General features: G+C 46.7%; 21 protein-coding genes and 1 riboswitch. Of the genes, 3 read left to right on the forward strand and 18 right to left on the reverse strand.

Going from position 1 to position 21,102, the window contains the following annotated elements:
• The first annotated feature begins 151 nt into the window (after window positions 1-151).
• Window positions 152-1,246, forward strand: a complete 1,095-nt coding sequence (locus MHI15_RS16860) for a M24 family metallopeptidase (RefSeq protein ID WP_076128106.1) — start codon at window positions 152-154, stop codon at window positions 1,244-1,246.
• Between the two features lie 84 nt (window positions 1,247-1,330).
• Here MHI15_RS16860 and MHI15_RS16865 read toward each other — a convergent pair whose 3' ends face one another.
• The 10 genes from MHI15_RS16865 to MHI15_RS16910 all read right to left on the reverse strand — a co-directional run bounded on the left by MHI15_RS16865 (window position 1,331) and on the right by MHI15_RS16910 (window position 9,900).
• Entirely contained in the window at window positions 1,331-2,296 is a 966-nt protein-coding gene (locus tag MHI15_RS16865; RefSeq protein ID WP_076142180.1) for an NAD(P)H-dependent flavin oxidoreductase, read from the reverse strand.
• A gap of 6 nt (window positions 2,297-2,302) precedes the next feature.
• Window positions 2,303-3,106: an energy-coupling factor transporter transmembrane component T family protein gene (locus tag MHI15_RS16870; protein ID WP_340034107.1), complete on the reverse strand. Its 804-nt coding sequence runs from the start codon at window positions 3,104-3,106 to the stop codon at window positions 2,303-2,305.
• A complete protein-coding gene (locus MHI15_RS16875; RefSeq protein WP_076142166.1) occupies window positions 3,099-3,956 on the reverse strand; it encodes an ATP-binding cassette domain-containing protein in 858 nt (285 codons plus the stop codon). The genes MHI15_RS16870 and MHI15_RS16875 overlap by 8 nt, the downstream gene beginning before the upstream one ends.
• The gene (locus MHI15_RS16880) at window positions 3,941-4,741 is read right to left on the reverse strand and encodes an energy-coupling factor transporter ATPase (RefSeq protein ID WP_339247050.1); all 801 of its coding nucleotides are present in this window, start codon (window positions 4,739-4,741) and stop codon (window positions 3,941-3,943) included. The genes MHI15_RS16875 and MHI15_RS16880 overlap by 16 nt, the downstream gene beginning before the upstream one ends.
• Window positions 4,742-5,563 (reverse strand): SDR family NAD(P)-dependent oxidoreductase, encoded by an 822-nt coding sequence (locus MHI15_RS16885; RefSeq protein ID WP_076128115.1) that lies wholly within the window; start codon window positions 5,561-5,563, stop codon window positions 4,742-4,744.
• 2 nt (window positions 5,564-5,565) lie between these two features.
• Window positions 5,566-5,907, reverse strand: coding sequence for a MaoC family dehydratase (locus MHI15_RS16890; RefSeq protein ID WP_076128117.1), 342 nt, complete (start codon window positions 5,905-5,907; stop codon window positions 5,566-5,568).
• Entirely contained in the window at window positions 5,882-6,283 is a 402-nt protein-coding gene (locus MHI15_RS16895; protein WP_076128119.1) for an FAS1-like dehydratase domain-containing protein, read from the reverse strand. The genes MHI15_RS16890 and MHI15_RS16895 overlap by 26 nt, the downstream gene beginning before the upstream one ends.
• On the reverse strand, window positions 6,280-7,431 hold the full coding sequence (locus MHI15_RS16900; RefSeq protein ID WP_076128121.1) for a thiolase family protein: 1,152 nt from the start codon (window positions 7,429-7,431) through the stop codon (window positions 6,280-6,282). Before MHI15_RS16900 ends, MHI15_RS16895 begins: the two co-directional genes overlap by 4 nt.
• Window positions 7,428-8,909, reverse strand: a complete 1,482-nt coding sequence (locus MHI15_RS16905; RefSeq protein ID WP_341137903.1) for an AMP-binding protein — start codon at window positions 8,907-8,909, stop codon at window positions 7,428-7,430. Before MHI15_RS16905 ends, MHI15_RS16900 begins: the two co-directional genes overlap by 4 nt.
• Before the next feature lie 277 nt (window positions 8,910-9,186).
• On the reverse strand, window positions 9,187-9,900 hold the full coding sequence (locus MHI15_RS16910) for a queuosine precursor transporter (protein WP_341164631.1): 714 nt from the start codon (window positions 9,898-9,900) through the stop codon (window positions 9,187-9,189).
• 10 nt (window positions 9,901-9,910) lie between these two features.
• Window positions 9,911-9,956, reverse strand: a riboswitch (PreQ1 riboswitch).
• Between the two features lie 366 nt (window positions 9,957-10,322).
• Between MHI15_RS16910 and MHI15_RS16915 the strand changes: the two genes are divergently transcribed.
• Window positions 10,323-12,011: a methyl-accepting chemotaxis protein gene (locus MHI15_RS16915; protein ID WP_076185737.1), complete on the forward strand. Its 1,689-nt coding sequence runs from the start codon at window positions 10,323-10,325 to the stop codon at window positions 12,009-12,011.
• A gap of 901 nt (window positions 12,012-12,912) precedes the next feature.
• Here MHI15_RS16915 and MHI15_RS16920 read toward each other — a convergent pair.
• From MHI15_RS16920 to MHI15_RS16955, 8 genes are all read right to left on the reverse strand, one after another.
• A complete protein-coding gene (locus MHI15_RS16920) occupies window positions 12,913-13,239 on the reverse strand; it encodes a YnfA family protein (RefSeq protein ID WP_076128128.1) in 327 nt (108 codons plus the stop codon).
• A 295-nt stretch (window positions 13,240-13,534) separates the two neighbouring features.
• Window positions 13,535-14,350, reverse strand: coding sequence for an adenosylcobinamide-GDP ribazoletransferase (gene cobS, locus MHI15_RS16925; protein WP_076128130.1), 816 nt, complete (start codon window positions 14,348-14,350; stop codon window positions 13,535-13,537).
• Window positions 14,347-14,895, reverse strand: coding sequence for a bifunctional adenosylcobinamide kinase/adenosylcobinamide-phosphate guanylyltransferase (gene cobU, locus MHI15_RS16930; RefSeq protein WP_076137512.1), 549 nt, complete (start codon window positions 14,893-14,895; stop codon window positions 14,347-14,349). The genes cobS and cobU overlap by 4 nt, the downstream gene beginning before the upstream one ends.
• A complete protein-coding gene (cobT, locus tag MHI15_RS16935; protein ID WP_076302199.1) occupies window positions 14,892-15,953 on the reverse strand; it encodes a nicotinate-nucleotide--dimethylbenzimidazole phosphoribosyltransferase in 1,062 nt (353 codons plus the stop codon). Before cobT ends, cobU begins: the two co-directional genes overlap by 4 nt.
• A 95-nt stretch (window positions 15,954-16,048) precedes the next feature.
• Window positions 16,049-17,212 (reverse strand): aminotransferase class I/II-fold pyridoxal phosphate-dependent enzyme, encoded by a 1,164-nt coding sequence (locus MHI15_RS16940; RefSeq protein WP_076302200.1) that lies wholly within the window; start codon window positions 17,210-17,212, stop codon window positions 16,049-16,051.
• Window positions 17,205-18,137, reverse strand: coding sequence for a D-alanine--D-alanine ligase (locus tag MHI15_RS16945; RefSeq protein ID WP_076128138.1), 933 nt, complete (start codon window positions 18,135-18,137; stop codon window positions 17,205-17,207). Before MHI15_RS16945 ends, MHI15_RS16940 begins: the two co-directional genes overlap by 8 nt.
• 13 nt (window positions 18,138-18,150) lie before the next feature.
• Entirely contained in the window at window positions 18,151-19,602 is a 1,452-nt protein-coding gene (gene pdxR, locus MHI15_RS16950; RefSeq protein WP_341143934.1) for a MocR-like pyridoxine biosynthesis transcription factor PdxR, read from the reverse strand.
• Window positions 19,603-19,714: 112 nt separating this feature from the next.
• Window positions 19,715-20,263 carry an AAA family ATPase gene (locus MHI15_RS16955; RefSeq protein ID WP_076128141.1) on the reverse strand — a complete coding sequence of 183 codons (549 nt, stop codon included), beginning with the start codon at window positions 20,261-20,263 and terminating at the stop codon, window positions 19,715-19,717.
• 142 nt (window positions 20,264-20,405) lie between these two features.
• Between MHI15_RS16955 and catA the strand changes: the two genes are divergently transcribed.
• Window positions 20,406-21,065: a type A chloramphenicol O-acetyltransferase gene (gene catA / locus MHI15_RS16960; RefSeq protein ID WP_076185747.1), complete on the forward strand. Its 660-nt coding sequence runs from the start codon at window positions 20,406-20,408 to the stop codon at window positions 21,063-21,065.
• Window positions 21,066-21,102: the final 37 nt, after the last annotated feature.

Raw genomic sequence — 21,102 nt, forward strand, 5'->3', positions numbered from 1 at the left:
GATATGTTACACCAACTAGTAGGGTTAAGAAAAGCTTCATGTCATGATTAGCCAACGATAGTTATAGTTCGTCAGGTGCGTCTGGTCTATTTTTGATCTATAATAGGAATATTGCAGTTCTAATCGTGAAGTTGAAAGGGGAACACCAACTATGAATAATGCTCTGACAAGCCTAGAGCAGCAAATGGCGGGCGAAGGTCTGGATGCCCTGCTCGTAACAGATCCCAAGCATGTCTACTACTTAACCGGCTTCGCCAGCGATCCGCATGAACGTTTTCTGGGTCTGCTGCTGATACGCGGAGAAGAGCCTATGCTCATTCTGCCTGCATTGGATGCAGAAGCGGCTCAAGCAGCTTCTTCGGTCACCAAAATTCTAACTCACACTGACACTGATAATCCCTATAACCTGCTAAAAGATTGTTTCGGCAGCAGTAAGCTAGGTACTCTTGGCATAGAAAAGGAACATTTCTCAGTAGCCCGTTTTGAGCACCTAACCGCTGCTGTTCCAGCTGAACGGTTTAGTGATATTGGTCCATTGCTGCGCAGCATGCGCTCTAAAAAGACCCCGGATGAAGTTAAGCGCATGAAACATGCCGCTGAGCTAGTTGAGGAAGCCTTGCGCCGCGTTCTTACCCACGTAAAAACAGGCGTTACAGAAAACGATCTAGTAGCGGAGCTAGAATATCTAATGAAAAAGGTTGGCGCTTCCGGCCCTTCCTTCGACACTATGGTGCTTTCTGGTCCGAAAACTGCCCTGCCTCACGGTGTTCCGGGCAACCGGGTCATTCAACCCGGCGACTTCCTGATGTTTGATATCGGGGTGTATGCCGATGGTTATGCTTCTGATATTACACGTACCTTTGCTATTGAATCCGTAGACGACAAGCTAGTCACTATCTATAACACTGTGCTGGCTGCCAACGAAGCTGGGATCGCTGCCTCCAATCCTGGAGCACCTTTCGGCTCAGTCGACAAAGCTGCACGTGATGTAATTGAAGAAGCGGGATTCGGAGAATATTTCTTACACCGTGTCGGACACGGACTGGGCATGGATGTTCATGAATATCCATCACTTCACGGACAGAACGATGACATTATCGAAATCGGCAATGTGTTCACCGTTGAGCCAGGAATTTATGTGCCTGGACTAGCGGGTGTACGTATCGAAGATGATCTGATTATTACAGCTGAAGGTGCAGAGACCTTAACAAGCTTCCCTAAGGAACTGACTATTCTTCATTTATAGAAAAGAATTACAAGCCACAGCCAAAAACACAGAGCAGCGATTCCTCCAATAATGAGAGAATCGCCGCTCTGTGTTTTTTTAAATTCAAACCTGTGTTCCCCACATCCCGCGAACCAACTTAGCCTCTTTCACCATCCTGCCGATCAGCTCCGCGACTGTAGGAATATCTTGGATCATTCCTGTCACTTGACCTGCCCAGCCGATGCCCTCTTCTTTGATATCATCATAGATCCAGCGCTTGTTGGCTGCACCACTGATATATTCTTTTAATGCTTCATAGGTCGGAGTCACGCGCTCGATTTCAAGAATTTGATCAATGTAATCACTACGTAACACTCGTGCGGGTGCTCCAATAGAACGTTTGATTACAACCGTATCCGACTCTGAGCTTTCTACTAAAGCTTTTTTATAAGACGCGGCCGCATGAACACATTCCACTGTAGCAACGAAACGAGTGCCCATTTCGATTCCTTCAGCCCCAAGTGCATGAGCAGCCATCCATCCACGGCCATCTCCGATCCCTCCGGAAGCAATCACAGGAATATTAACCGCATCAACCACTTGGGGAACGAGCACCATGGTTCCAACATCGTCACGCCCTAAGTGGCCCCCTCCCTCATGCCCAACAACAATAACCGCAGAAGCCCCTAATTGTTCAGCTTTTTGGGCTTGTCTGCGTGAGGAGACGAGCACGAGTGTTTTAATATCGGTGGGCTGTAACATTTCCAGTATAGGGGCTGGATTCCCTCCAGTGAGGCTCACCACGGGAACCTGCTCTTCGATGGCGACCTGCACCCGATCTTCATAACCAATCCCATGCATGCCGATAGCAAAATTAACACCAAATGGTTTGTCCGTTAGTGTTCGTACCCGACGTATTTCTGCACGTAAGGCCTCCGCATCCGGAAGACTCATTGCTGTGACCTGACCCAGTCCACCGATATTTGAAACCGCAGCCGCAAGGTCTGCATAACCTAAATAAGCAAGTCCTCCTTGAATAATAGGATATTCTATGTGCAATAACTCCGTAATACGGGTGTTCCATTTCATCTTCATCTACACCTTTCCTATCTTTAAGCAAAGCAGAATCACGGCAATTAAAAGGGCAGCTCCCCCTGCCAGATAATCTATTTGCTGAAATTGCAGTCTTTTAAAAGAAGTCCTTCCTTTACCATTCCCATAAGCACGCGCATCAATTGCATAGCTCAGCTGTTCAGCACGTTGAATCGTTGTGAAGAGCAGAGGAATAATGATCGGAATGTACGCATATATCCGTTTAGGCAGTGATAATACTGTGAGATCATAACCTCTAGCCTTTTGTGCGAGAAGGATACGATCAAGCTCCTCCTTGATGGTAGGGATAAAACGGATCGCAATCACTATCATTAAAGAGAACTGCTCTACGGGTACCCCCAATTTGGACAGAGGGGCAAGCAGCTTCTCCAGACCATAAGCTAAGTCTAGCGGTTTAGTAGTTAATGTCAGAATTGAGGCTAACAAGATGAGCAATATAATCCGCCATACAAAACGTAATCCTATCCGCAATCCCTCTTCAGTCACCTCGATAAAAAACCATGACCAGAGAATCGTCCCCTTGGTGAACACGGCATTGTAAACAAAAGTAAATAATAAAATAAATAATACCGGCCGTAGCCCTCGCCAAAAAAAATGCACAGGAACTTTAGACAGTAGTAACAATCCCAATACAAAAAAGGTTGCAAAAACATAACTAAGCCCCGTACCAAGCATCATAAAGCTAAGCATGAGCATCACGATACTTACAAGCTTTGTACGAGGATCTAAACGATGAAAAATCGAATGCGTCTCCACATATTGACCGACTAATACGGAATCAGCCATGCCCTTGCCCCCTCGAATGCCAAATCGGCAAAATCGCTTCGAAGATATCCTGCTCTTTACAGCTGGCAACTTCAATCTTCTGACCAGATAATTCCTCCACTAGCTTCAAGAGCTGTACGGGTTCAGGCAAGGATAGTCCAAGTTCCAGCAGTAATTCTTCCTTTTCCAGAAACAATGTTCTGGTATCATGATGCCCTTTTAACTGACCTTCATGAAAAACCATGACCTCATCTGAGAATTCGGCAACATCACCCATCTGATGCGAAACGAAGAGGATGGTGCGATTGTCTTGTTGCTGCCATTCCTTTAGTAGCCTCAGCAAAGACACTTGGCTAGCTGGATCGAGACCCGCTGTCGGTTCATCCAATATCAGCAGCTTCGGATTTGTCATCAGTACAGAGGCAATAGCTACACGGCGCTTTTCACCACCACTTAGCTGGAATGGATTTAAGGGGAGAATCCCCTCTGGCAAACCCACTTGCGGCAAGATCATTTCAATCGCCTCTGTAATTTGCTGACGTGAAGCACCCTGCTGATTCAGAGCAAAAGCAAGCTCCTTATGCACCGTTGTTTCGAATAGCTGATGCTCCGGATATTGAAAAACGAAACCCAACTCGGGGACAACCTTTAAGCGTCCTTTAGCATCTCTGCTGGCAGGCTGCTGGTTAATCCAATAGTCTCCTTTTACGGTGGGAATCAAGCCCTTCAGCACTTTGACAAAGGTAGACTTTCCTGCACCTGTTGGACCGATAATAGAAATCCATTTGCCTTCAGGAATAGTGCAGTTTATATTTCGCAAAGCCACATGATCGGCATAGTTCACACTTAGATTTTTTAATTGGTAGACCATTGTGATCGAATTATCCCCTTCCAATCGGCTGTTAGCGGTGCTGCTGAATGGAGCAATGTATGTACACGCACTGCGAAGGGCAGTTGTAATTGATAGTCCGCAACAGGCATGGTTTCAAAAAAAGTCAGTGGATCGCCGTCAAACTCAAGTCGTCCTTGGTGCAGGAGCAATACGCGTTCTGCTGCAAGCACTTCCTCCATATGGTGGGTGATATGAATAAGCGTCAGGCCTTGACGATGCAGCTCTTGCATAATAGAAAGAACCTGCTGTCTTCCCTGAGGATCAAGCATTGAGGTAGCCTCGTCAAAAATAATGACTTGCGGGCGCATCGCCAATATAGCTGCGATAGCGACACGTTGCTTTTGACCTCCAGATAGCTGATGTGGCATAGCTTCCAGATAATCCTCCATATGAACGGCCTGTAAGGCATGATCCAATCGGCTGCGCATTTCCTCCCTCGGCACACGGATATTCTCCAAACCAAAAAGCACCTCATCCATAACGGTTGTGGTGATAAATTGATCCTCTGGATTCTGAAAAACAAAACCGATTTGCTGATGAATCTCCGCAAGATCCGTTGGTTTTGCTGTGTCCAAGCTCTTAAATTGTACAGTCCCTTTTCGCGGCAGCAGCAGTCCGTCCATGAGCTTTGCAATAGTGGATTTGCCAGAACCATTCGCCCCGACTATCGCCACAAACTCCCCTGCGTCTATCGTAAAGCTAATATCCTCCAGAAGAGGTTGTCCTTTTTTATAATAAAAACAAACTTGATCGAAGGTAAGCATTTATTCAGTCCCCTTTTGACGGTGCCAAGCAGCAAAAAATGCCTCAATGCTATTCTCGGAAAATGCAGGTGCAGGCTTCTCCCATTTTGTCACTTTTGATCCATTCACGGCAAAGATTTCACCGGTTAAATCCGCGTCGGACTCCCTCAACAATGCAGTCACGAAGGAAGCAATAGCCTCAGCGTCACCTATTCTCCAAAAATCAGGCAAAGGTTCATTACGACTGAAATATTTTTCCTTCAAATGGTCAATTATAGGTCTGGTCATATCTGTTAATGCCGCTGGAGAAATCGCATTGACCCTAATCTGGTCACGTTTCAGCTCTGCTGCGAGCGTCCACATCATGCCCAGTATTCCAGCCTTGGCTGCACTATAATTCACCTGACCTACGGAACCTGCTAGTCCAGCAGCAGAGGTCATCAACAGGATATCCCCACCTGTTTCACGCATATGTGGTAATACTCGTTGAATGCAATAATAAGTGCCATTTAAATGCACATCCAGAACATTCTTCCACTGTTCATCCGTCATACGTTGACATTTCTGATCCTGCACAATTCCCGCGTTAGCTATCAATACCTCGATACGACCGTATCGGGCAATGACCTCATCTACCATGGCAGTGACTGCGACGGAATCGGCTACATTAGCAGCGTACCCTAGCGCCTCTCCGCCTGCCTGGCGGATCTCGCGCACAACCTCATCAATTAAGACTTGTTTCGTACCATTTACAACCACTATATAACCTGACTTGCCAAGTTGCATGGCGATACTACGTCCGATCCCTCTTGTTGCTCCAGTAATTAAGGCCACTTTATTCATCGCTACACCTCTTTCACTGCAAAAGCTCCCGCAGCAATAACATCGCCAGCTTCTGTTGTAAGGATCACTTTCACAAAGCAATCGTCCGCTGCAAAATCAAAAATCACGACACTATCGACCTCTATTGGCTTATGAAATTTCATATCATATTGAGTGATCCACTGTGTAGGGTGCTCAGCAATATACAAAGATTGGGCTAATCCCATAAAATACATCCCATGTGCGATGGGTCGCTCCAAACCAGCCTTGGCTGCGGCCTCTGCATCTAGATGTATAGGCTCCAAATCTTGGGAAGCAGCTGCATATTGCCGGATAGCCTCAGCTGTTATGCACTTTTTTATCATGATCATCACCTACCCGAATTAACACCGTTTCTGCGGTGACTATTAGCTTACCCTCACACCTACAAACCAGCGTATGTGTGTAAAAAGTCAGTTTACCCTGTCTGCCTTCTTTTTGCACCTCGCCCGTTAACGCTAATTCACAATCCAAAATCATCCCCGCCGTAATCGGAGCCTGATATGAAAATTTCTGAGTACCGTGAAGCAAGGGTTCACCGATGATTAACCAAGGAATATCGAAGTCTTGCCAGAAAATAATAGGCATCGTCGCAGGAGCGATCAGCTTTCCATTTATCGTCTGCACGGGTGCTTCAATACTCTGTGCATAGTCCGAAATCCATTCAGCAGTCATATGGATCTGATGTCGGACACTGTTCATTCTATAACCTCCACGAGTGTTGCCAGACCTATCCCACCGCCGATTCCCAGAGTAGCAAGCCCTCGTTGGTAAGGGACATGTTGCATTTCAGCACATAAGCGAGTCATTAACATAGCCCCAGAAGCTCCGTATGGATGGCCTATTGCTAATGCCCCCCCGCCAAGATTGACCTTTTCCTGTGGAATTTGAAGCTCGTTCAGTGATGCCAATACTTGTGAAGCAAAAGCTTCGTTAAACTCTATGATATCTAAATCGGCAACGGTAAGCTTTTGGCGTTTTAACACCTTTTGCACAGCTGGTACAGGCCCCATACCCAAATAGTTCGGATCTACACCCGCAGCTTGCGCATCCACGACCCGCAAAATAGGGGTAAGCTTAAGCTGCTGGCATTTCTCACGAGACATCATTAATAGAAGCGCTGCGCCATCATTAATAGGACAAGCATTTCCAGCAGTGACGGTACCCTTTTCTTCAAAAATTGGCGGCAGCTTTTGCAGCTTGTCCAGACTCGTATTTGCCCGAGGACATTCGTCGGTGCTCACCCACTGCCCCTCTACCTGAAGAGGTACTATCTCCTGCTGAAACCGGTCACTTTGCTGAGCATGAACCGCCTTTTGATGGCTTTTTAAGGCATATTGATCCTGCTCTTCTCGAGAAATCCCGTATTTCCTAGCTACATTCTCTGCAGCAATTCCCATATCCGGATCACCGTAAGAGCTAGGCGTAAAATGTGCACGGGTATACAGCTGTGGAACCCCCATTAACGTCTGTGGTTTAGCCATTTTCCATGGAGCACGGCTCGTACTTTCGACACCACCTGCTAAATAAATCTCACCAGCGCCGCTTTGAATCAGTCTTGCTGCTATATTAATTGCCTCTAGCCCAGATCCGCACTGACGATCCACGGTGACGCCCGGAACCGAAACAGGCAGCCCCGCTTCAAGCGCAGCTACCCGGGCAATATTACCTCCTGGGCCCACAACATTCCCAATAATGACATCATCGATCAGTTCTTTAGGCAAGTTCGTTTCGGCTACAATATGCTGAATAAGCGGCGCCAGTAATGCCTCCGGCTCAAGTGTACTTAATAAGCCACCCATTCTGCCAACCGGTGTACGTTTTGCCATGACAATTACTGCTTCTATCATATCATCGCTCTTTTCACATAGTCTTTCATCGCTTGCCGGGCAATTTTGCCACTGCTTGTATAGATAAATTCATCCAGGGTTAGCAGCTGCTTCGGCGCTTTGTAGCTCGCTAAATACTGGCGGCAATAATTCTTAATTTCTTCGACAGATAAATGCTGTTCTCCGCTCCACTTCACGAGGGCTATCAGCTGTTCTCCCCAGTAATCGTCAGGCACGCCAAGCACCATCACTTCATCTATTTCCGGAAGAAACTCCAGCACCCTCTCTATTTCTTCCGGATAAACGTTCAGCCCTCCGGATATGATTTTATTCTTCAAACGTCCCGCCATATATAAATAACCAGCTTCATCCTGATAAACATAGTCTTCTAAAACAAGCCATCCCTCTCTAAAAGCTGCTGCTGTCTCATTCGGCAATTGATGGTAGCCTAAAAATATCATATCACTACGCACATATAGCTGCCCAATCTCCCCAGGAGGGACTTCCCGGAGCTGGTCATCACGAATGGAAATTTGCACCCCGGGATAAGGTTTGCCTACAGAGGTCGGATTATGCTCGGTCAGAACATCCAAATAACTAATATAGCTCGCTTCTGAAGAACCGTAGGATTCATAAAGCCTAGCTCCACCAAACACTTCCATGCCCCTTTTCTTGGACAACTCCGACCACTTTGCACCTGAGCTAATAATCGCATCAATCTGTATCTGCCCAGGTACAGCCTGCTGCATCATGGATTCGATCATTGTTGGTACGACGAACAGCACCACGCCCGGAATTTGCTGGCACAGCTCTAACACCTGCGTGGCACTAAATTTTTGTGTGATATGAAAGGTTGCTCCACCATATAGACTCTGCATTACGGCGAATAAGGATAGGGAATGCACAAATGGACCTGGTGCCAAAACATCCTTCATAGCGTCCAATTCAAAAGCAATATTCGAGACCTCAAAGCTTTTTAACCATGATAAATGGGTACGCATATAACCTTTGGGCAATCCGGTTGTGCCTGAAGTAAAGCCAATAAATAATAATTCATTCGTCTCATCCAACTCAGCCTCCGGCTTCAGGGCAGCCAGCCACTGATCATAGGAACCTGTTCGTTCATTTGAGAAGGTCAATGTTTGGATCATTTGATCCTTGAAGGTCAGATTCTTTGCGGCTTCCGGCTCGGCAAAAATCATTGTCGGCTGGCACTGCTCTATAATAACCTGCAGTTCATTAGCACTCCATTTGGGATCTAAGGGAATGGGAACACAGCCCGCATAAATCGCCCCCAAAAAAACCTCAACAAATTCAATACGATTCGTAGACAAAATCGCGATTTTGTCATGCCTCAGACCCTTTTGCTGTAAGCCATTCGCGATTCTCCGCATCGTTTTTACTAATGTGGCATAGGTATGACTTGCTTGGTCATGGGTTAAGGCAATGCTGTCGGGCTGCTGTGCTGCATGACGCAGTATAGGAACTACTAGATTCATCCTGATCACACCTGTTCGTAATTTCTGTGACTACCGATTATATACATTCTCTTCAATCGGACTGCCCCGCAAGTCCAGCCCAAACTAAAGGATATGTGATAAGCGCCATCGCCGGCGCTCCTGTTAAACTAACCCGCTAGAATTGCTACGATAGCTTATTTTAGCTTTATATTATTTTTATGTACACATCTTTCATGTAACGATTAAGTCCATCTTACAACGAAAAAACAGCCAGCACGCATCGATTATGATCGGTACGCGCTGGCTGTATTGTTGTTTAGTCCTTCTTTTGAACGGATGATGTTGAACCCTCTTCAGCAAAAGTAAAGGTTCGGGCGATATATAAGATAGGTGTGCTTACTGCGGTTAGTAAGAACTTCGCTAGATAAGTCGTAAGCAAAATTTCAAGCCATACATTCCAGTCATACAAGCCCGCAAACGCAATGGTACAGAAAATAAGTGTATCCACAAAGGAGCTAATCATCGTACTACCGTTGGAACGAATCCACAGCTGACTTGAGGTGCTGTAATATTTACGAATCCAAGAGTACAACCGAACATCTAGGAACTGACTAATGAAGTAAGCAGTAAGACTACCCAAAGCTAGTCGAGGCATCAGCCCAAAAATCGTCTCCAAAGAAGACTGAGCGATATCGGTCTCCTGCGGCTTAAATACTAGTACCATCTGCATAATGACTGTAGTCATAAGCAAGGTGAAGAAACCAAACCAGACCGCTTTACGTGCTTCCGCTCTTCCGTACTTCTCATTAAGTAAATCGCTGGTCATATATAAAGTGACATACATCGTATTTCCGAGTGTCATCACAATATCAAATGGCATAGCAATCGTCTTAGCTACCTGAATGTTAGCAATTACAGTAGCAATACCTACCCAGGCGTACATTCCACTTTTCCCGAACAAGCGGTAACAGAGTAGAAAAAAAGCAAAATTGACAATAACAAATAAAACTCCCCACAGCAAATTAAACATATTACTGAAATTCCTCCTAGTTTTGTTTACGCGGGATGGTTACGAACCGCGGCTTACAATATTAAATTTTCGGAACAAAACATTAATACTCTATCACAATAGCGCTTAACAATCCATAAAAATAATATTTTTATATGAAATTGGTAGTTCCATTTCTTTTTTTTCGCCAATTATCTAAAATAGTCAGCAATAATTCATTTCTTTCAGAAAAAAATGCTCTATAGGACAAAACTTTCACTATTCATCCAGAGGTTAATTCTATAGAATAGTATCAAACACCTTATTCCCGATCCATTTAGTAGAAATATGACATAACTATGGAATATATCTCGGGTCGCCAATTTCCAGCAGTTGGCATGGAGTATCTAGTGAAGACCAAAAAAGAAATGACCTCACCGTCCATAAAAAAAGGAGAGAACGATATGTTTCGTATCAAGCATTCGATCAGTCGCAAATTTACGCGTTTATTATTTGTTGTTCTGTTGCTCACGTCTCTTTTGTTAAGCACCAGCTTCTATTTTATCTCTATCAGTATCTTCAACAGCTATGTTATGCCGCAGATTAACAAAATCCTTACTGCCGCTGCTCAGGACGTATATAAGAATCTCAACGTAATGCACGCCCAGCAAACCCTAAATAAGAACGATCAGTCTGCCACCAATCTCGAGTTCTATTTTCAGGAAAAGAGGAAACAACATGGAGTGGAAACCATTTTTCTGGTCAATCTGAAGGGAAAAGAAGCTGAGATTCTATCCGCAGATCACGATGCAAAATTGCAACGGGCAGAAAGTGTCACCGTATCCTCTGCAATGCAACAAGCCTCTAAAGGAAAAACTGGACTAAGCGATACATATAGCGACGCACATGGTATACATAAAACAGCTTATATCGGTATTCCCGGAAGTACGATGGTTATCGGTGTAAGCAGTGACGTAAGCTTCATTCAAGAAAAAACAGACAGTATTCTATGGACAAGTGCCGGAATCACACTTCTGACGTTGATCATCGGCCTAACTGGTGCATGGTTCATGAGTGTGCGTATAACACGTCCAATCTCAAAACTGGCAGCTTATAGTGCCCGGCTCGCAGAGGGAGATTTCACCGAAGAATTATCAGTTAAAGGAAATGACGAAGTTGCACAGTTGTCCGTAAGCTTCCAAGCGATGACCCAACGCCTGAAAGAAATGATTGGACATGTACTGGTAACCTCTAATACTGTCGTTGCGGATTCCAACTCTTTAAAAGAACGTGTTGAGGTTCTCAATGATATGGCGGAACACTCCAGCTCATCGGTAATAGAAATCGGCAAAGGTAGTACGACTATCGCTAGCAGTGCATCAGATAACTCGAGAGCAATGGAAGAAATCAATTTAGGCATTCAAAGTATTGCCTCAGCAGCGAATGAAGTCACGGAGCAAATCAGTGAGGCTTCCGCTGAAGCAAGTGGCGGTAATGAAATTGCTCAAAGCGCTGTGCTGCAAATGCGCCAGGTTGAACGTGCTTCCCTACAGTCGCTGGATCAATTACAAATCATGAATGAGCGTTCAGTAATGATCGGAGAAGTCGTTCACAGTATTACTGAAATTACGAAACAGATCCAAATGCTGTCGCTGAATGCTTCAATTGAAGCTGCACGCGCAGGAGAGCATGGACGCGGCTTTGCTGTTGTTGCGGGAGAAGTACGCAAGCTGTCTGAACAATCCCGTAACGCAAACGAACAGATCCGTGACTTCCTACTTGGGCTTCAAGAAGATATGAGTCGCTCCGTTACCGAGATGAACCACGTGAATTCTGAGGTTGCCTCTGGAGTCGGCAAAGTAGCAGAAGCAGGTGATGCCTTTAATCACCTCCTGATTCTTATCCAAAGCATCAATCACAGCATCCAATCCGTATCTGCGGCTACACAGCAAATCTCAGCAAGTACAGAAGAAGTCAGTGCTTCCGTCGAAGAAACTGCACAAATTACATCAAGATCGCAAGAAAGTGCGGACACACTCGCTGCTAACTCAGAGCGGCAGCGCGTCGAACTGGAAGGCCATGCAGAAACCGTTAAACATCTGTATGAGCAAGCCAAGAAACTCCAAGAAGCTGTGCAGCAATTTAAGATTTAACGCTTGTAAATTAAAACCCCCGTTCACACGAAAGTGTTGAACGGGGGTTTTTAGTTTGCGATGGCTCGCTTAGACTTGGGGGCATACGCTAGGCTTGCGCGAAGCTCTCGCTTAGAATCGGCGCTTCATGTGCTGCTGGCTTGCGCGATACTCTCGTTTAGACTCGGCACGCCATTTGCCGCTGGCTTGCGGACTCAGATGCCGCTATTACTCGAAAAGCTGCCATTTGGAGACTTTTTCGGACTCGAGAGACGCTATTGCCTCATAATCAACCCAACTCAGCCTATTTCGCTCAAATAGCGCCTCTGGTGTCCGAAAACGCTCCAAATTAACCCTTTTATCACAAATAAGGTCTCCTGAGTCCGGAGCCAAGTTACCTACAGCAAATTACTCAAAGTTCATCCGTGGCGCTACCAACAGCAAATTACTCAAAGTTCCTCCGTGGCACTACCAACAGCAAATTACTCAAAGTTCATCCGTGGATGCTACCTACTGCAAATTACTCAAAGTTCATCCGTCGATGCTACCTACAGTAAATTACTCCAAGTCCCTCCGTGGATGCTACCTACAGCAATAGAATCGGCTACATGCGCTAGCTTGCGCGAAGCTCTCACTTAGACTCAACACACCATTTGCTGCTGGCTTGCGGACTCAGATGCCGCTATTACTCGAAAAACCGCCATTTGGAGGCTTTTTCGGACTCGAGAGACGCTATTGCCTCATAATCAACCCAGACTCAGCCTATTTTGTTCAAATAGCGCCTCTGGTGTCCGAAAAAGCTCCAAAATAACCCTTTTATCGCAAATAAGGCCTCCTGAGTCCGGAGTCAAGTTACTCACCTAGTAAAAACTAGGATACTCAGTGTTTTTCAGCTTTTATGGCTATGTAACCCTCACTCAACCTAGTGCCGCGGTGCCCAGAGGATGACCGAAACACCGATCACACAAATAACAGCTCCGACCCAGTCGTATACGTCTGGTGTCTTCTTGTCTACAAGCCATCCCCATAAGACCGCGAGTACGATAAACACCCCACCGTAAGCCGCATACACTCTGCCGAAGGAAGGGAATTTCTGCAACGTAGGGATAATCCCATACGCTATCAGAATCAAGGACCCCACTAAACCGTACCAAAGTGGCCGTGATTCTCTCAACCATAACCATACTAAATATCCGCCACCGATCTCAGCAAGCCCAGCAATTATAAACAGCAGAATGGCAAATAACATGTCATCCCTCTTCCCTATCTATCTCATAAAAACGCAAAGGTTACTCATAACAAATTGTACTCAAGGTTCACCGTGGAGCTCCTACAGCAAACTAGCTCAAGGTTCATCTGCGGAGTTACTGCAAACTACTCAATGTTCGCCCATAGTGCTACCTACAGCAAACTACTCAAGGCTCATCCGTAGTACCACCTACAGCAAACCAGCTCAAGGTTCATCTGCGGAGTTACTGCAAACTACTCAAGGTTCATCCGTGGAGCTACCTACAGCAAACTACTCAAGGTTCCCCCCGTGGAGCTTACATTAAATTGTGCTGGAGCAGCAATAACACTAGCAGCAGCACAACCTCCAGCAGCTCGTTCAGCGCGCCGTACACGTCGCCGGTGAGCCCGCCGAGCCGGCTGCTGATCCGCCGCGCAGCTGCGGTGCCGCAGGCCAAGGCCGCGACCGGCAGCAGCAGAGCTGCCGCCAGATGCAGCGGCCACGCGGCTAAGCCAGCGCCGAGCGCCAGTGGCGCAGCGGCGGCGGCCAGCGAGAGCAGCGCGGCGACGGCCAGCGCGCGCCGCTCATGCGAGGAAGCTAGGCCGGCGAAGTTCGCGGCCAGCCCCTCGTCTCCACGGGCAATGGGATAACGCACCATTGCCCGCACCATATACCAGCGGCTCCAGACCGCTGGTACCAAGAGCAGCGGCAGCTCGTAGTAGGCGAAGCCTTCGATTAGAGCTGCCAGCAAAGATGCTTTAAACAGCAGGAGCAGCACGCAGGCGAGTACGCCCATCGCACCTACACGGCTGTCCTTCATAATCTCCAGGGCCCGCTCCCGTGGCCGATAGCTGAGCAGACCATCTGCGCTGTCCATCCAGCCATCAAGATGCAACCCGCCAGTGAGGCCAACCCACAGAATCAGAGTGAGCACAGCTGCTGGCCAAGCAGGTAAAAGCAATCCCGTCAGGGCTGCTCCAGCAGCTACACACAGTCCAATTGCTGCGCCTACCATGGGATAGAAGATTACACTCCGGCGCAGCAGTTCAGGAGAGAATCCCGGATCACCTTTTACAGGAAATCGGGATAAGAACTGAAAGGCAGCTACGGCCGCATCCCTACGCTCCCTCATAAACGATACTCCCTGCTCTTCAGCTCAATCGGAATTCCAACAGTTACTAGAAAGACCTGTTCGCATTGCCGAGCGATCAGGGCGTTCATTCGTCCCGCCAGATCACGATACAATCGGCCAAGCGCATACTCCGGAACAATCCCGTCGCCAACCTCATTAGTGACCAGAATAAGCGTCCCTTGAAAAGAACGCACACTGTCTTCAAGTCTTGTTATTTCACTCTCAACAAGCTCTTGTCTATTTTCAAAACCTTCCACGGCCAATAATGCATTGGATAACCATAAGGTCAAACAATCTACGAGCACCGCTTTTTCACCCGATAATCGCTTTAGCAGATCTGGTAAATCATACGGTTCCTCAAGTGTCTCCCAAGCGTAACCACTTTCCATTCGTTGATGCTGATGCAAAGCAATCCGTTCCTTCATTTCGTCGTCAAAGGCCTGTCCGGTTGCTACATAGAAGGCCTGATCTGCCAGTGACTGTATCAGTTTTTCTGCAAAACCACTTTTCCCGCTACGTGCGCCTCCCGTTACAAGAATGCTCATCGTTGACCAGCTCCAGAGATGCCTGCACTTTCAAAGGTTGCCATTTCGCTCAAAATGCGGCAGATCGCCTCGATTAAATGAAGGCATAATACTCCCCCTGTTCCCTCACCCAATCGCAGACCGAGGTTAAGCAGCGGTTCAAGCCCAAGCTGCTCCAGCATTAACTTGTGTCCCCGTTCTCCTGATACATGAGACGCTATCATATAAGCGATGGATTCAGGTGCAAGGGCTTTTGCCACAAGCGCTGCCGCCCCCGAAATAAAACCATCCAAAATGATAGGTGTCCGATTAGCAGCCGCACCAAGAATCAGTCCCGCCAAGCCAGCGATTTCCAGTCCGCCAACTTTAGATAATACATCCAACGGATCTGCTGAATTCGGCTGATTTACCTTTAAGGCGCGTTCCACCACTGCAATTTTATGTAGTAAACGTTCATCATCAATTCCCGTTCCTCGTCCCACAGTTACTTCAGGGGCTATTCCTTTGAGAGCACATAGAATGGCAGCACTAGCCGTAGTATTCCCAATGCCCATTTCGCCTGTTATAAAAATCTCCGTGCCGTTCTTAACCGCTTCCTGCGCGACTCTTATCCCAACAAGAAGAGCATTCATGGCATCCTCACGACTCATCGCAGGTCCCACAGCCATATTATCCGTCCCCCGGCGCACTTTACGATCAATCAGATCGACATGACTAAGATCGCCGTTTATGCCGACATCAACAAACTGTACCTCTGCCCCAGCTTGACGTGCCAATACATTCACAGCCGCTCCACCGCTGAGAAAGTTATGGGCCATCTGTAGCGTGACTTCCTGTGGAAATGCGCTAACCCCTTCGCAGCACACCCCATGATCAGCAGCCATCACAACAACTGTTCGTTTGGTGAAACTAGGCTGCTCCGTACCCGAAATTCCAGCGAGCTTAACGGCCAGAGGTTCCAATTGTCCCAAACTGCCCGGAGGTTTGGTCAGAATGTTCAGCCGATGCTCCGCCTTGAGGATGGACTGATCATCAGCCGGAATGATTTGTTTAATTACGTCTTGAATATCTGAAAGCATATAATTACGACCTCCTATTAAATGTATCCGTATAACCTATTCTATCTCATATTCGCAGAAAAGCCCCCATCTATGATAGAGGGGGACTTCTAGAATTACAACTTCACTTTCATAAAATCATCGATTCTCTCCAGCGCCTCCGTCAATTTTTGTAAGGAAGCGGCATAGGAGCAGCGAATATAACCCTCTCCGCCTGCTCCAAACACATGACCCGGAACCGCAGCGACACCGACCTCCCTGAGCAGCTGCAAAGCGAAGTCTTCTGATTTCATTCCGGTGTGAGCGATGGAAGGAAAGGCATAAAATGCACCCGCAGGTTCATGGCAAGGTAGTCCTATGGATCGAAATCCACTAACCAGCAGCTTTCTCCGCTCATCGAAGCATTGCTTCATGTGTTCCTTATGCTGCATTCCGTTGCGCAATGATTCAATCGCAGCAATTTGACCGAGCACTGGGGCACACATCGCAGTGTATTGATGGATTTTTAGCATCGCAGCAATTAATTCTCGATCGCCACAAGCATAACCCACTCTCCAGCCAGTCATTGCAAAAGCTTTGGAGAAGCCGCTAATCACAATCGTCCTTTCCAGCATCCCGGGAAGAGAGGCGATGCTGACATGCTGACTGTCATACGTAAGCTCGGCATAAATTTCATCTGAAATGACCAGTAGGTTATTCTCTTTTACAATCTGTGCAATAGGCAGCCAATCTTCATAAGTCATTACTGCACCTGTAGGATTAGTCGGAAAATTCACCATAAGAAGCTTGGAACGCGGAGTAATCACCTTCCGTAACGCTTCAGCAGTAAGCTTAAACTCCTGCTCGGCCGATGATTCTACCTCCACCGTAACCCCCCCGTTCAAATGGGTAATCGGCGAATATGCGATATAGCTCGGAGAAGGGACGATAATCTCATCCCCAGGTGTAATGAAAGCTCGTAATGCCAAATCCACAGCCTCGCTGCTTCCCACCGTAACCATAATCTCATCGTTTGGCTCATAGCGAAGCTTGAAACTTGTGTGCAGATAAGAAGCGATCTCCTCTCTAAGCTCCAGTAAACCGGAATTTGGCGTATACATCGTTTCCCCATTATTCAAGGCACGAATACAGGCAGCTCTTACATGCTCCGGTGTAACGAAATCTGGTTCCCCTACACCCAGCGATATAATATCCTGATTCCCCGCACTTAGGTCAAAAAAAGCCCGAATCCCCGAGGGTGCAATCTCCCGCACACGTGGAGCAATCCATTCATTATGCATGGCTGTACACCTCTTCTTTTGCACTCTTTTCCGTTAGGGAAAGGGAGATGATTTCGTCCAGCAGTCCGCTGAAGGTGTAGCCTGCCGCTTGCGCGCTTTTGGGTAAAAGACTGGCCTTCGTCATGCCTGGTAACGTATTCACCTCCAGCACATAAGGAATACCCTCTTTAAGCAGCATATCAACCCGTGCATACACGCTACATTTTAGTGCTTTGTAACAGCTCAAGGCAGCCTCGCGTACCCGCTCATGCACCTCAGCAGGCAGTTCAATGACCCGTTCATCTGCTCCGCCTTCTTCATACTTAGCACTGTAATCGAACCACTCGGCATTTGCTGAGGTAATTCCCAGAATAGGCAGCAGCTCTCCGTTTAGAATAGAACAGGTGATTTCTTGGCCTTGAATGTAGCTTTCAATCAAAATCGACTGATCACAGGCAAAAGCCTTCTGCACTGCGCACAACAGCTCCTCGCTGCTGCTCACTTTTTCCATTCCGATACTCGAGCCGCCTGAACATGGCTTCACCATAACAGGATATCCGAGCCGTTCCACCGCTTCAGCCGAATAATCCTTCATGCTGTCCCAGCATAGCCAATCTGCTGTATTGACGCCTGCGCAGCGCATAAGCTTTTTGGAGAGATCTTTATCCATGCAAATGCTGCTAGACAAAACCCCGCTGCCCGTATACGGAATCCCCATCGTCTCCAGCGTTCCCTGAACCGTACCATCCTCGCCGTAAGCTCCATGAAGTGCAAGCAGTGCGATATCGATCCCTTTTGCCTGCTCAATAAGCTCCTCACGCTTGGTGATCACAATTGGAATAATTTCATATTTATTGGGGTCTAGATTCTTCAATATTTCTCTACCGCTATTCATGGATACCTCATACTCTGAGGATACCCCGCCCATAATTACGCCTACCTTCATCTCAAGCACCTCTTTATCCCATTAGTTGTCGAGCTGTTCTGCCAATAATCTCGATCCCCTTGCGGATATCCTCATCCGTCACTCTGGAGAAACCGATCCGTATCGTATTTTGACCCTTACCATCTGTGAAGAATATATCTCCTGCTGTAAAAATAACCCCTTGCTCATGACAGGCCGCCAACAGCGTCCTTGTATTAAAGCCCTCCGCGAAGGTTACAAAAAGATGCAGGCCACCGTCCCCTGACAGCGCCGTATAAGGGATACAATCCTTGCAGCATTGCAGGGTTAATTCATACTTTCGTTTGTATTCCGCTCTGGCTTTTTTCAAATACTTTTCTAAATGACCACCCAATAAATACTGATACAAAATGGATTGATCCAGCGTCGAGGTATGAATGGTACGGGCGCGCTTGACGCTTTCGAGGGAATTGATCAACTCCTGATCCGCCAGCACCCAACCTACACGTAGTCCCGGAAATAATACCTTGGAGAAGCTGCCGAGATAAATCACGCTGTTGCCGCTGCCTGCTGCTGCGATAAGTGGAGCCACATGTGAGCCCGAATATCGTAATTCCTCGTTAAAACCATCCTCAATCACCGGGACTTGGTAGCGATTCATCAGCTTCATTAGCCGCTGTCTTTTCTCTGGAGACATTACAATTCCGGTCGGATTATGATAAGAAGGGACGAAGTATGCACAGTCAAAAGCTTGCTGTTGCAATGCTTTCTCCAGCTCCGCCAAATCAATCCCATCACGCTCCATCGAAATCCCGGTGATCTCAAAACCGTTCAGCTTCAAATTTTTGATCGCTGTATGATGCGTCGGATTCTCACAAATGACTGAACCATTTTTTTTACTCAGAGCAGACAATACAATATCGAACCCCTCAGTAAAACCATTGGTGATCAGTATATCCTTGCCCCTCATTTCAACGCCCTTGTGCTCCATATACTGCTTCAAATAGTCTATTAAAGGCTTATACCCTTTGGCATAGCCGTAATTTAGCAGAACGTTACCTTCCACCGACATCCGATCCATAAAGGACCGCTTCACATTATCCAGATCAAAAAGACTCTCATCAGGCGCTATGCTGGTGAAGGAGATCGTCCCCTTCTCCGCTCGAATCCCGCGCTTCATGATATCCAGTTCCTCTGCCAGCACCGCGTGATCATTGAGACGTGACTTCCAGTCCATCGTCCAGGAAGAGATCGTTTCACTGCCGGGCGGCGTAGCAGCAACATAACTTCCTTGCCCTTGCACGGCATAAGCAAAGCCATCATCCTCAAGCCCTGCATAAGCAGAGATTACGGAGTTGCGGCTAACCTTAAGCAATGTGCTGAGCTCTCGTGTGGAGGGCAGCTTTTGATTGCCTTGCAGACCGCCTTTTATGATTAAGTGCTTCATATAGTCTTTAATTTGTATATACACCGGCCGTCCGGCTATGAGCTTAAAATCCTTAAACATCTCTCAATCGCCCCCATGACTATCATGGCACAATCACTCGCTTAAAAAAAGAACCACAGCCATGGGATTTTAATCCGGCTGTGGTTCTATAAGAGGAAAAATGCCCAAAAAATCAAGTTACAGATCTATGCTCAATCACAAGCTCCCCTTCTCCAGCAGGGATCTCAAAACCATTTAAAAACCGGGTTAATATGTCCTCAGTAATCGGAAATGCGGCATTGGCGTCAAAACGTTCACTCCGGATAAGCAGTCTCTGACGCAATTCATCCGGCTGAACCTTTAAGTGAATCAGTTCCCACACGCCACCATAACTCTCAATGAGCTGCTTGTAATCGTTCCGTCTCTGACGTTGCCAGAAGCTGAAATCGATAACAACATGATGTTTTGCCTGAAGCAGATTCACCAGCTCCCCCCGCAGCTTTATCTCCGACTCTTCCTTATAGGACTCATAATTGTCCTCTGGATAATCCACCCCGAAACGGCCGTGCGTGGCCCAAATATCTTCATCTATCGAAAGTCTGGCGAATCCCTCTTTCTCCAGCTTTTTAGCAAAGGTTGTTTTACCCGACCCCGCTACACCGCACATCATCACTACGCTGGAAGCAACACTCGTACGCTTTTGCTGAAGCAATTTTTCAATAACCAACTTTTCGCTCAGCATTATAAATGCATCTCCCTTCCAATTGATGGTATACTCATCGTTACAAAATACTTTCTCAAGGGATTGTGATAAAGATATGGTGAAATCAGTCCAGCAGACCTCCTAAAATGAAAAATGAAATAATTTTAGGAGGTCATAATAAATGATTTTTAACCCGATTGTCATTGATAACTGGAGTAGAAAACCCTATTTTGAACATTATTTAAACAATGTCAGATGCACCTACAGCATGACTGTAAATATTGATATCACCCTTCTACTGTCAGAGCTTAAGCATAAGGGAATTAAGCTGTACCCAGCACTAATCCACATGATAACTACGGTGGTGAACCGTCATAGTGAATTCCGCACATGTTTTGATTCTGAAGGTAGATTAGGTTATTGGGATAGCTTGTCCCCTAGTTTTACAATTTTCCATGATGATGATAAGACTTTCTCAAGCATCTGGACTTCGTACGGTGAACAGTTTAATGATTTCTATAACCGTTATCTCGATGATATGAAAATGTACGGAAGCGTGAAACAATTTATCGCTAAAGCAAACGAACCGCCGAACACCTTCCCTATCTCCAGCATTCCGTGGGTCAGCTTCACAAGCTTTAACCTGAACGTGTATAACGAAGGAACCTACCTACTTCCCATCTTTACGATAGGGAAATATTTTCAGCAAGACAAAAAAATACTATTACCCATCTCGGGGCAATTCCACCATGCCGTGTGCGACGGTTACCATGCCAGCATGCTGTATAATGAATTACAATCACGTGCAGATACCTATAAGGAATGGTTACCTATTACCTAATATCTAATTAACCATGTTATTCTGCTGACAGCAAACG

This window comes from Paenibacillus sp. FSL H7-0918, from assembly GCF_038007025.1.
Taxonomy (GTDB): domain Bacteria; phylum Bacillota; class Bacilli; order Paenibacillales; family Paenibacillaceae; genus Paenibacillus_AQ; species Paenibacillus_AQ odorifer.

Coding starts and splice junctions, on each gene's coding strand:
- MHI15_RS16860 (WP_076128106.1), top strand. CDS start 152: ATGAATAATGCTCTGACAAGCCTAGAGCAGCAAATGGCGGGCGAAGGT.
- MHI15_RS16865 (WP_076142180.1), bottom strand. CDS start 2,296: ATGAAATGGAACACCCGTATTACGGAGTTATTGCACATAGAATATCCT.
- MHI15_RS16870 (WP_340034107.1), bottom strand. CDS start 3,106: ATGGCTGATTCCGTATTAGTCGGTCAATATGTGGAGACGCATTCGATT.
- MHI15_RS16875 (WP_076142166.1), bottom strand. CDS start 3,956: ATGGTCTACCAATTAAAAAATCTAAGTGTGAACTATGCCGATCATGTG.
- MHI15_RS16880 (WP_339247050.1), bottom strand. CDS start 4,741: ATGCTTACCTTCGATCAAGTTTGTTTTTATTATAAAAAAGGACAACCT.
- MHI15_RS16885 (WP_076128115.1), bottom strand. CDS start 5,563: ATGAATAAAGTGGCCTTAATTACTGGAGCAACAAGAGGGATCGGACGT.
- MHI15_RS16890 (WP_076128117.1), bottom strand. CDS start 5,907: ATGATAAAAAAGTGCATAACAGCTGAGGCTATCCGGCAATATGCAGCT.
- MHI15_RS16895 (WP_076128119.1), bottom strand. CDS start 6,283: ATGAACAGTGTCCGACATCAGATCCATATGACTGCTGAATGGATTTCG.
- MHI15_RS16900 (WP_076128121.1), bottom strand. CDS start 7,431: ATGATAGAAGCAGTAATTGTCATGGCAAAACGTACACCGGTTGGCAGA.
- MHI15_RS16905 (WP_341137903.1), bottom strand. CDS start 8,909: ATGAATCTAGTAGTTCCTATACTGCGTCATGCAGCACAGCAGCCCGAC.
- MHI15_RS16910 (WP_341164631.1), bottom strand. CDS start 9,900: ATGTTTAATTTGCTGTGGGGAGTTTTATTTGTTATTGTCAATTTTGCT.
- MHI15_RS16915 (WP_076185737.1), top strand. CDS start 10,323: ATGTTTCGTATCAAGCATTCGATCAGTCGCAAATTTACGCGTTTATTA.
- MHI15_RS16920 (WP_076128128.1), bottom strand. CDS start 13,239: ATGTTATTTGCCATTCTGCTGTTTATAATTGCTGGGCTTGCTGAGATC.
- cobS (WP_076128130.1), bottom strand. CDS start 14,350: ATGAGGGAGCGTAGGGATGCGGCCGTAGCTGCCTTTCAGTTCTTATCC.
- cobU (WP_076137512.1), bottom strand. CDS start 14,895: ATGAGCATTCTTGTAACGGGAGGCGCACGTAGCGGGAAAAGTGGTTTT.
- cobT (WP_076302199.1), bottom strand. CDS start 15,953: ATGCTTTCAGATATTCAAGACGTAATTAAACAAATCATTCCGGCTGAT.
- MHI15_RS16940 (WP_076302200.1), bottom strand. CDS start 17,212: ATGCATAATGAATGGATTGCTCCACGTGTGCGGGAGATTGCACCCTCG.
- MHI15_RS16945 (WP_076128138.1), bottom strand. CDS start 18,137: ATGAAGGTAGGCGTAATTATGGGCGGGGTATCCTCAGAGTATGAGGTA.
- pdxR (WP_341143934.1), bottom strand. CDS start 19,602: ATGTTTAAGGATTTTAAGCTCATAGCCGGACGGCCGGTGTATATACAA.
- MHI15_RS16955 (WP_076128141.1), bottom strand. CDS start 20,263: ATGCTGAGCGAAAAGTTGGTTATTGAAAAATTGCTTCAGCAAAAGCGT.
- catA (WP_076185747.1), top strand. CDS start 20,406: ATGATTTTTAACCCGATTGTCATTGATAACTGGAGTAGAAAACCCTAT.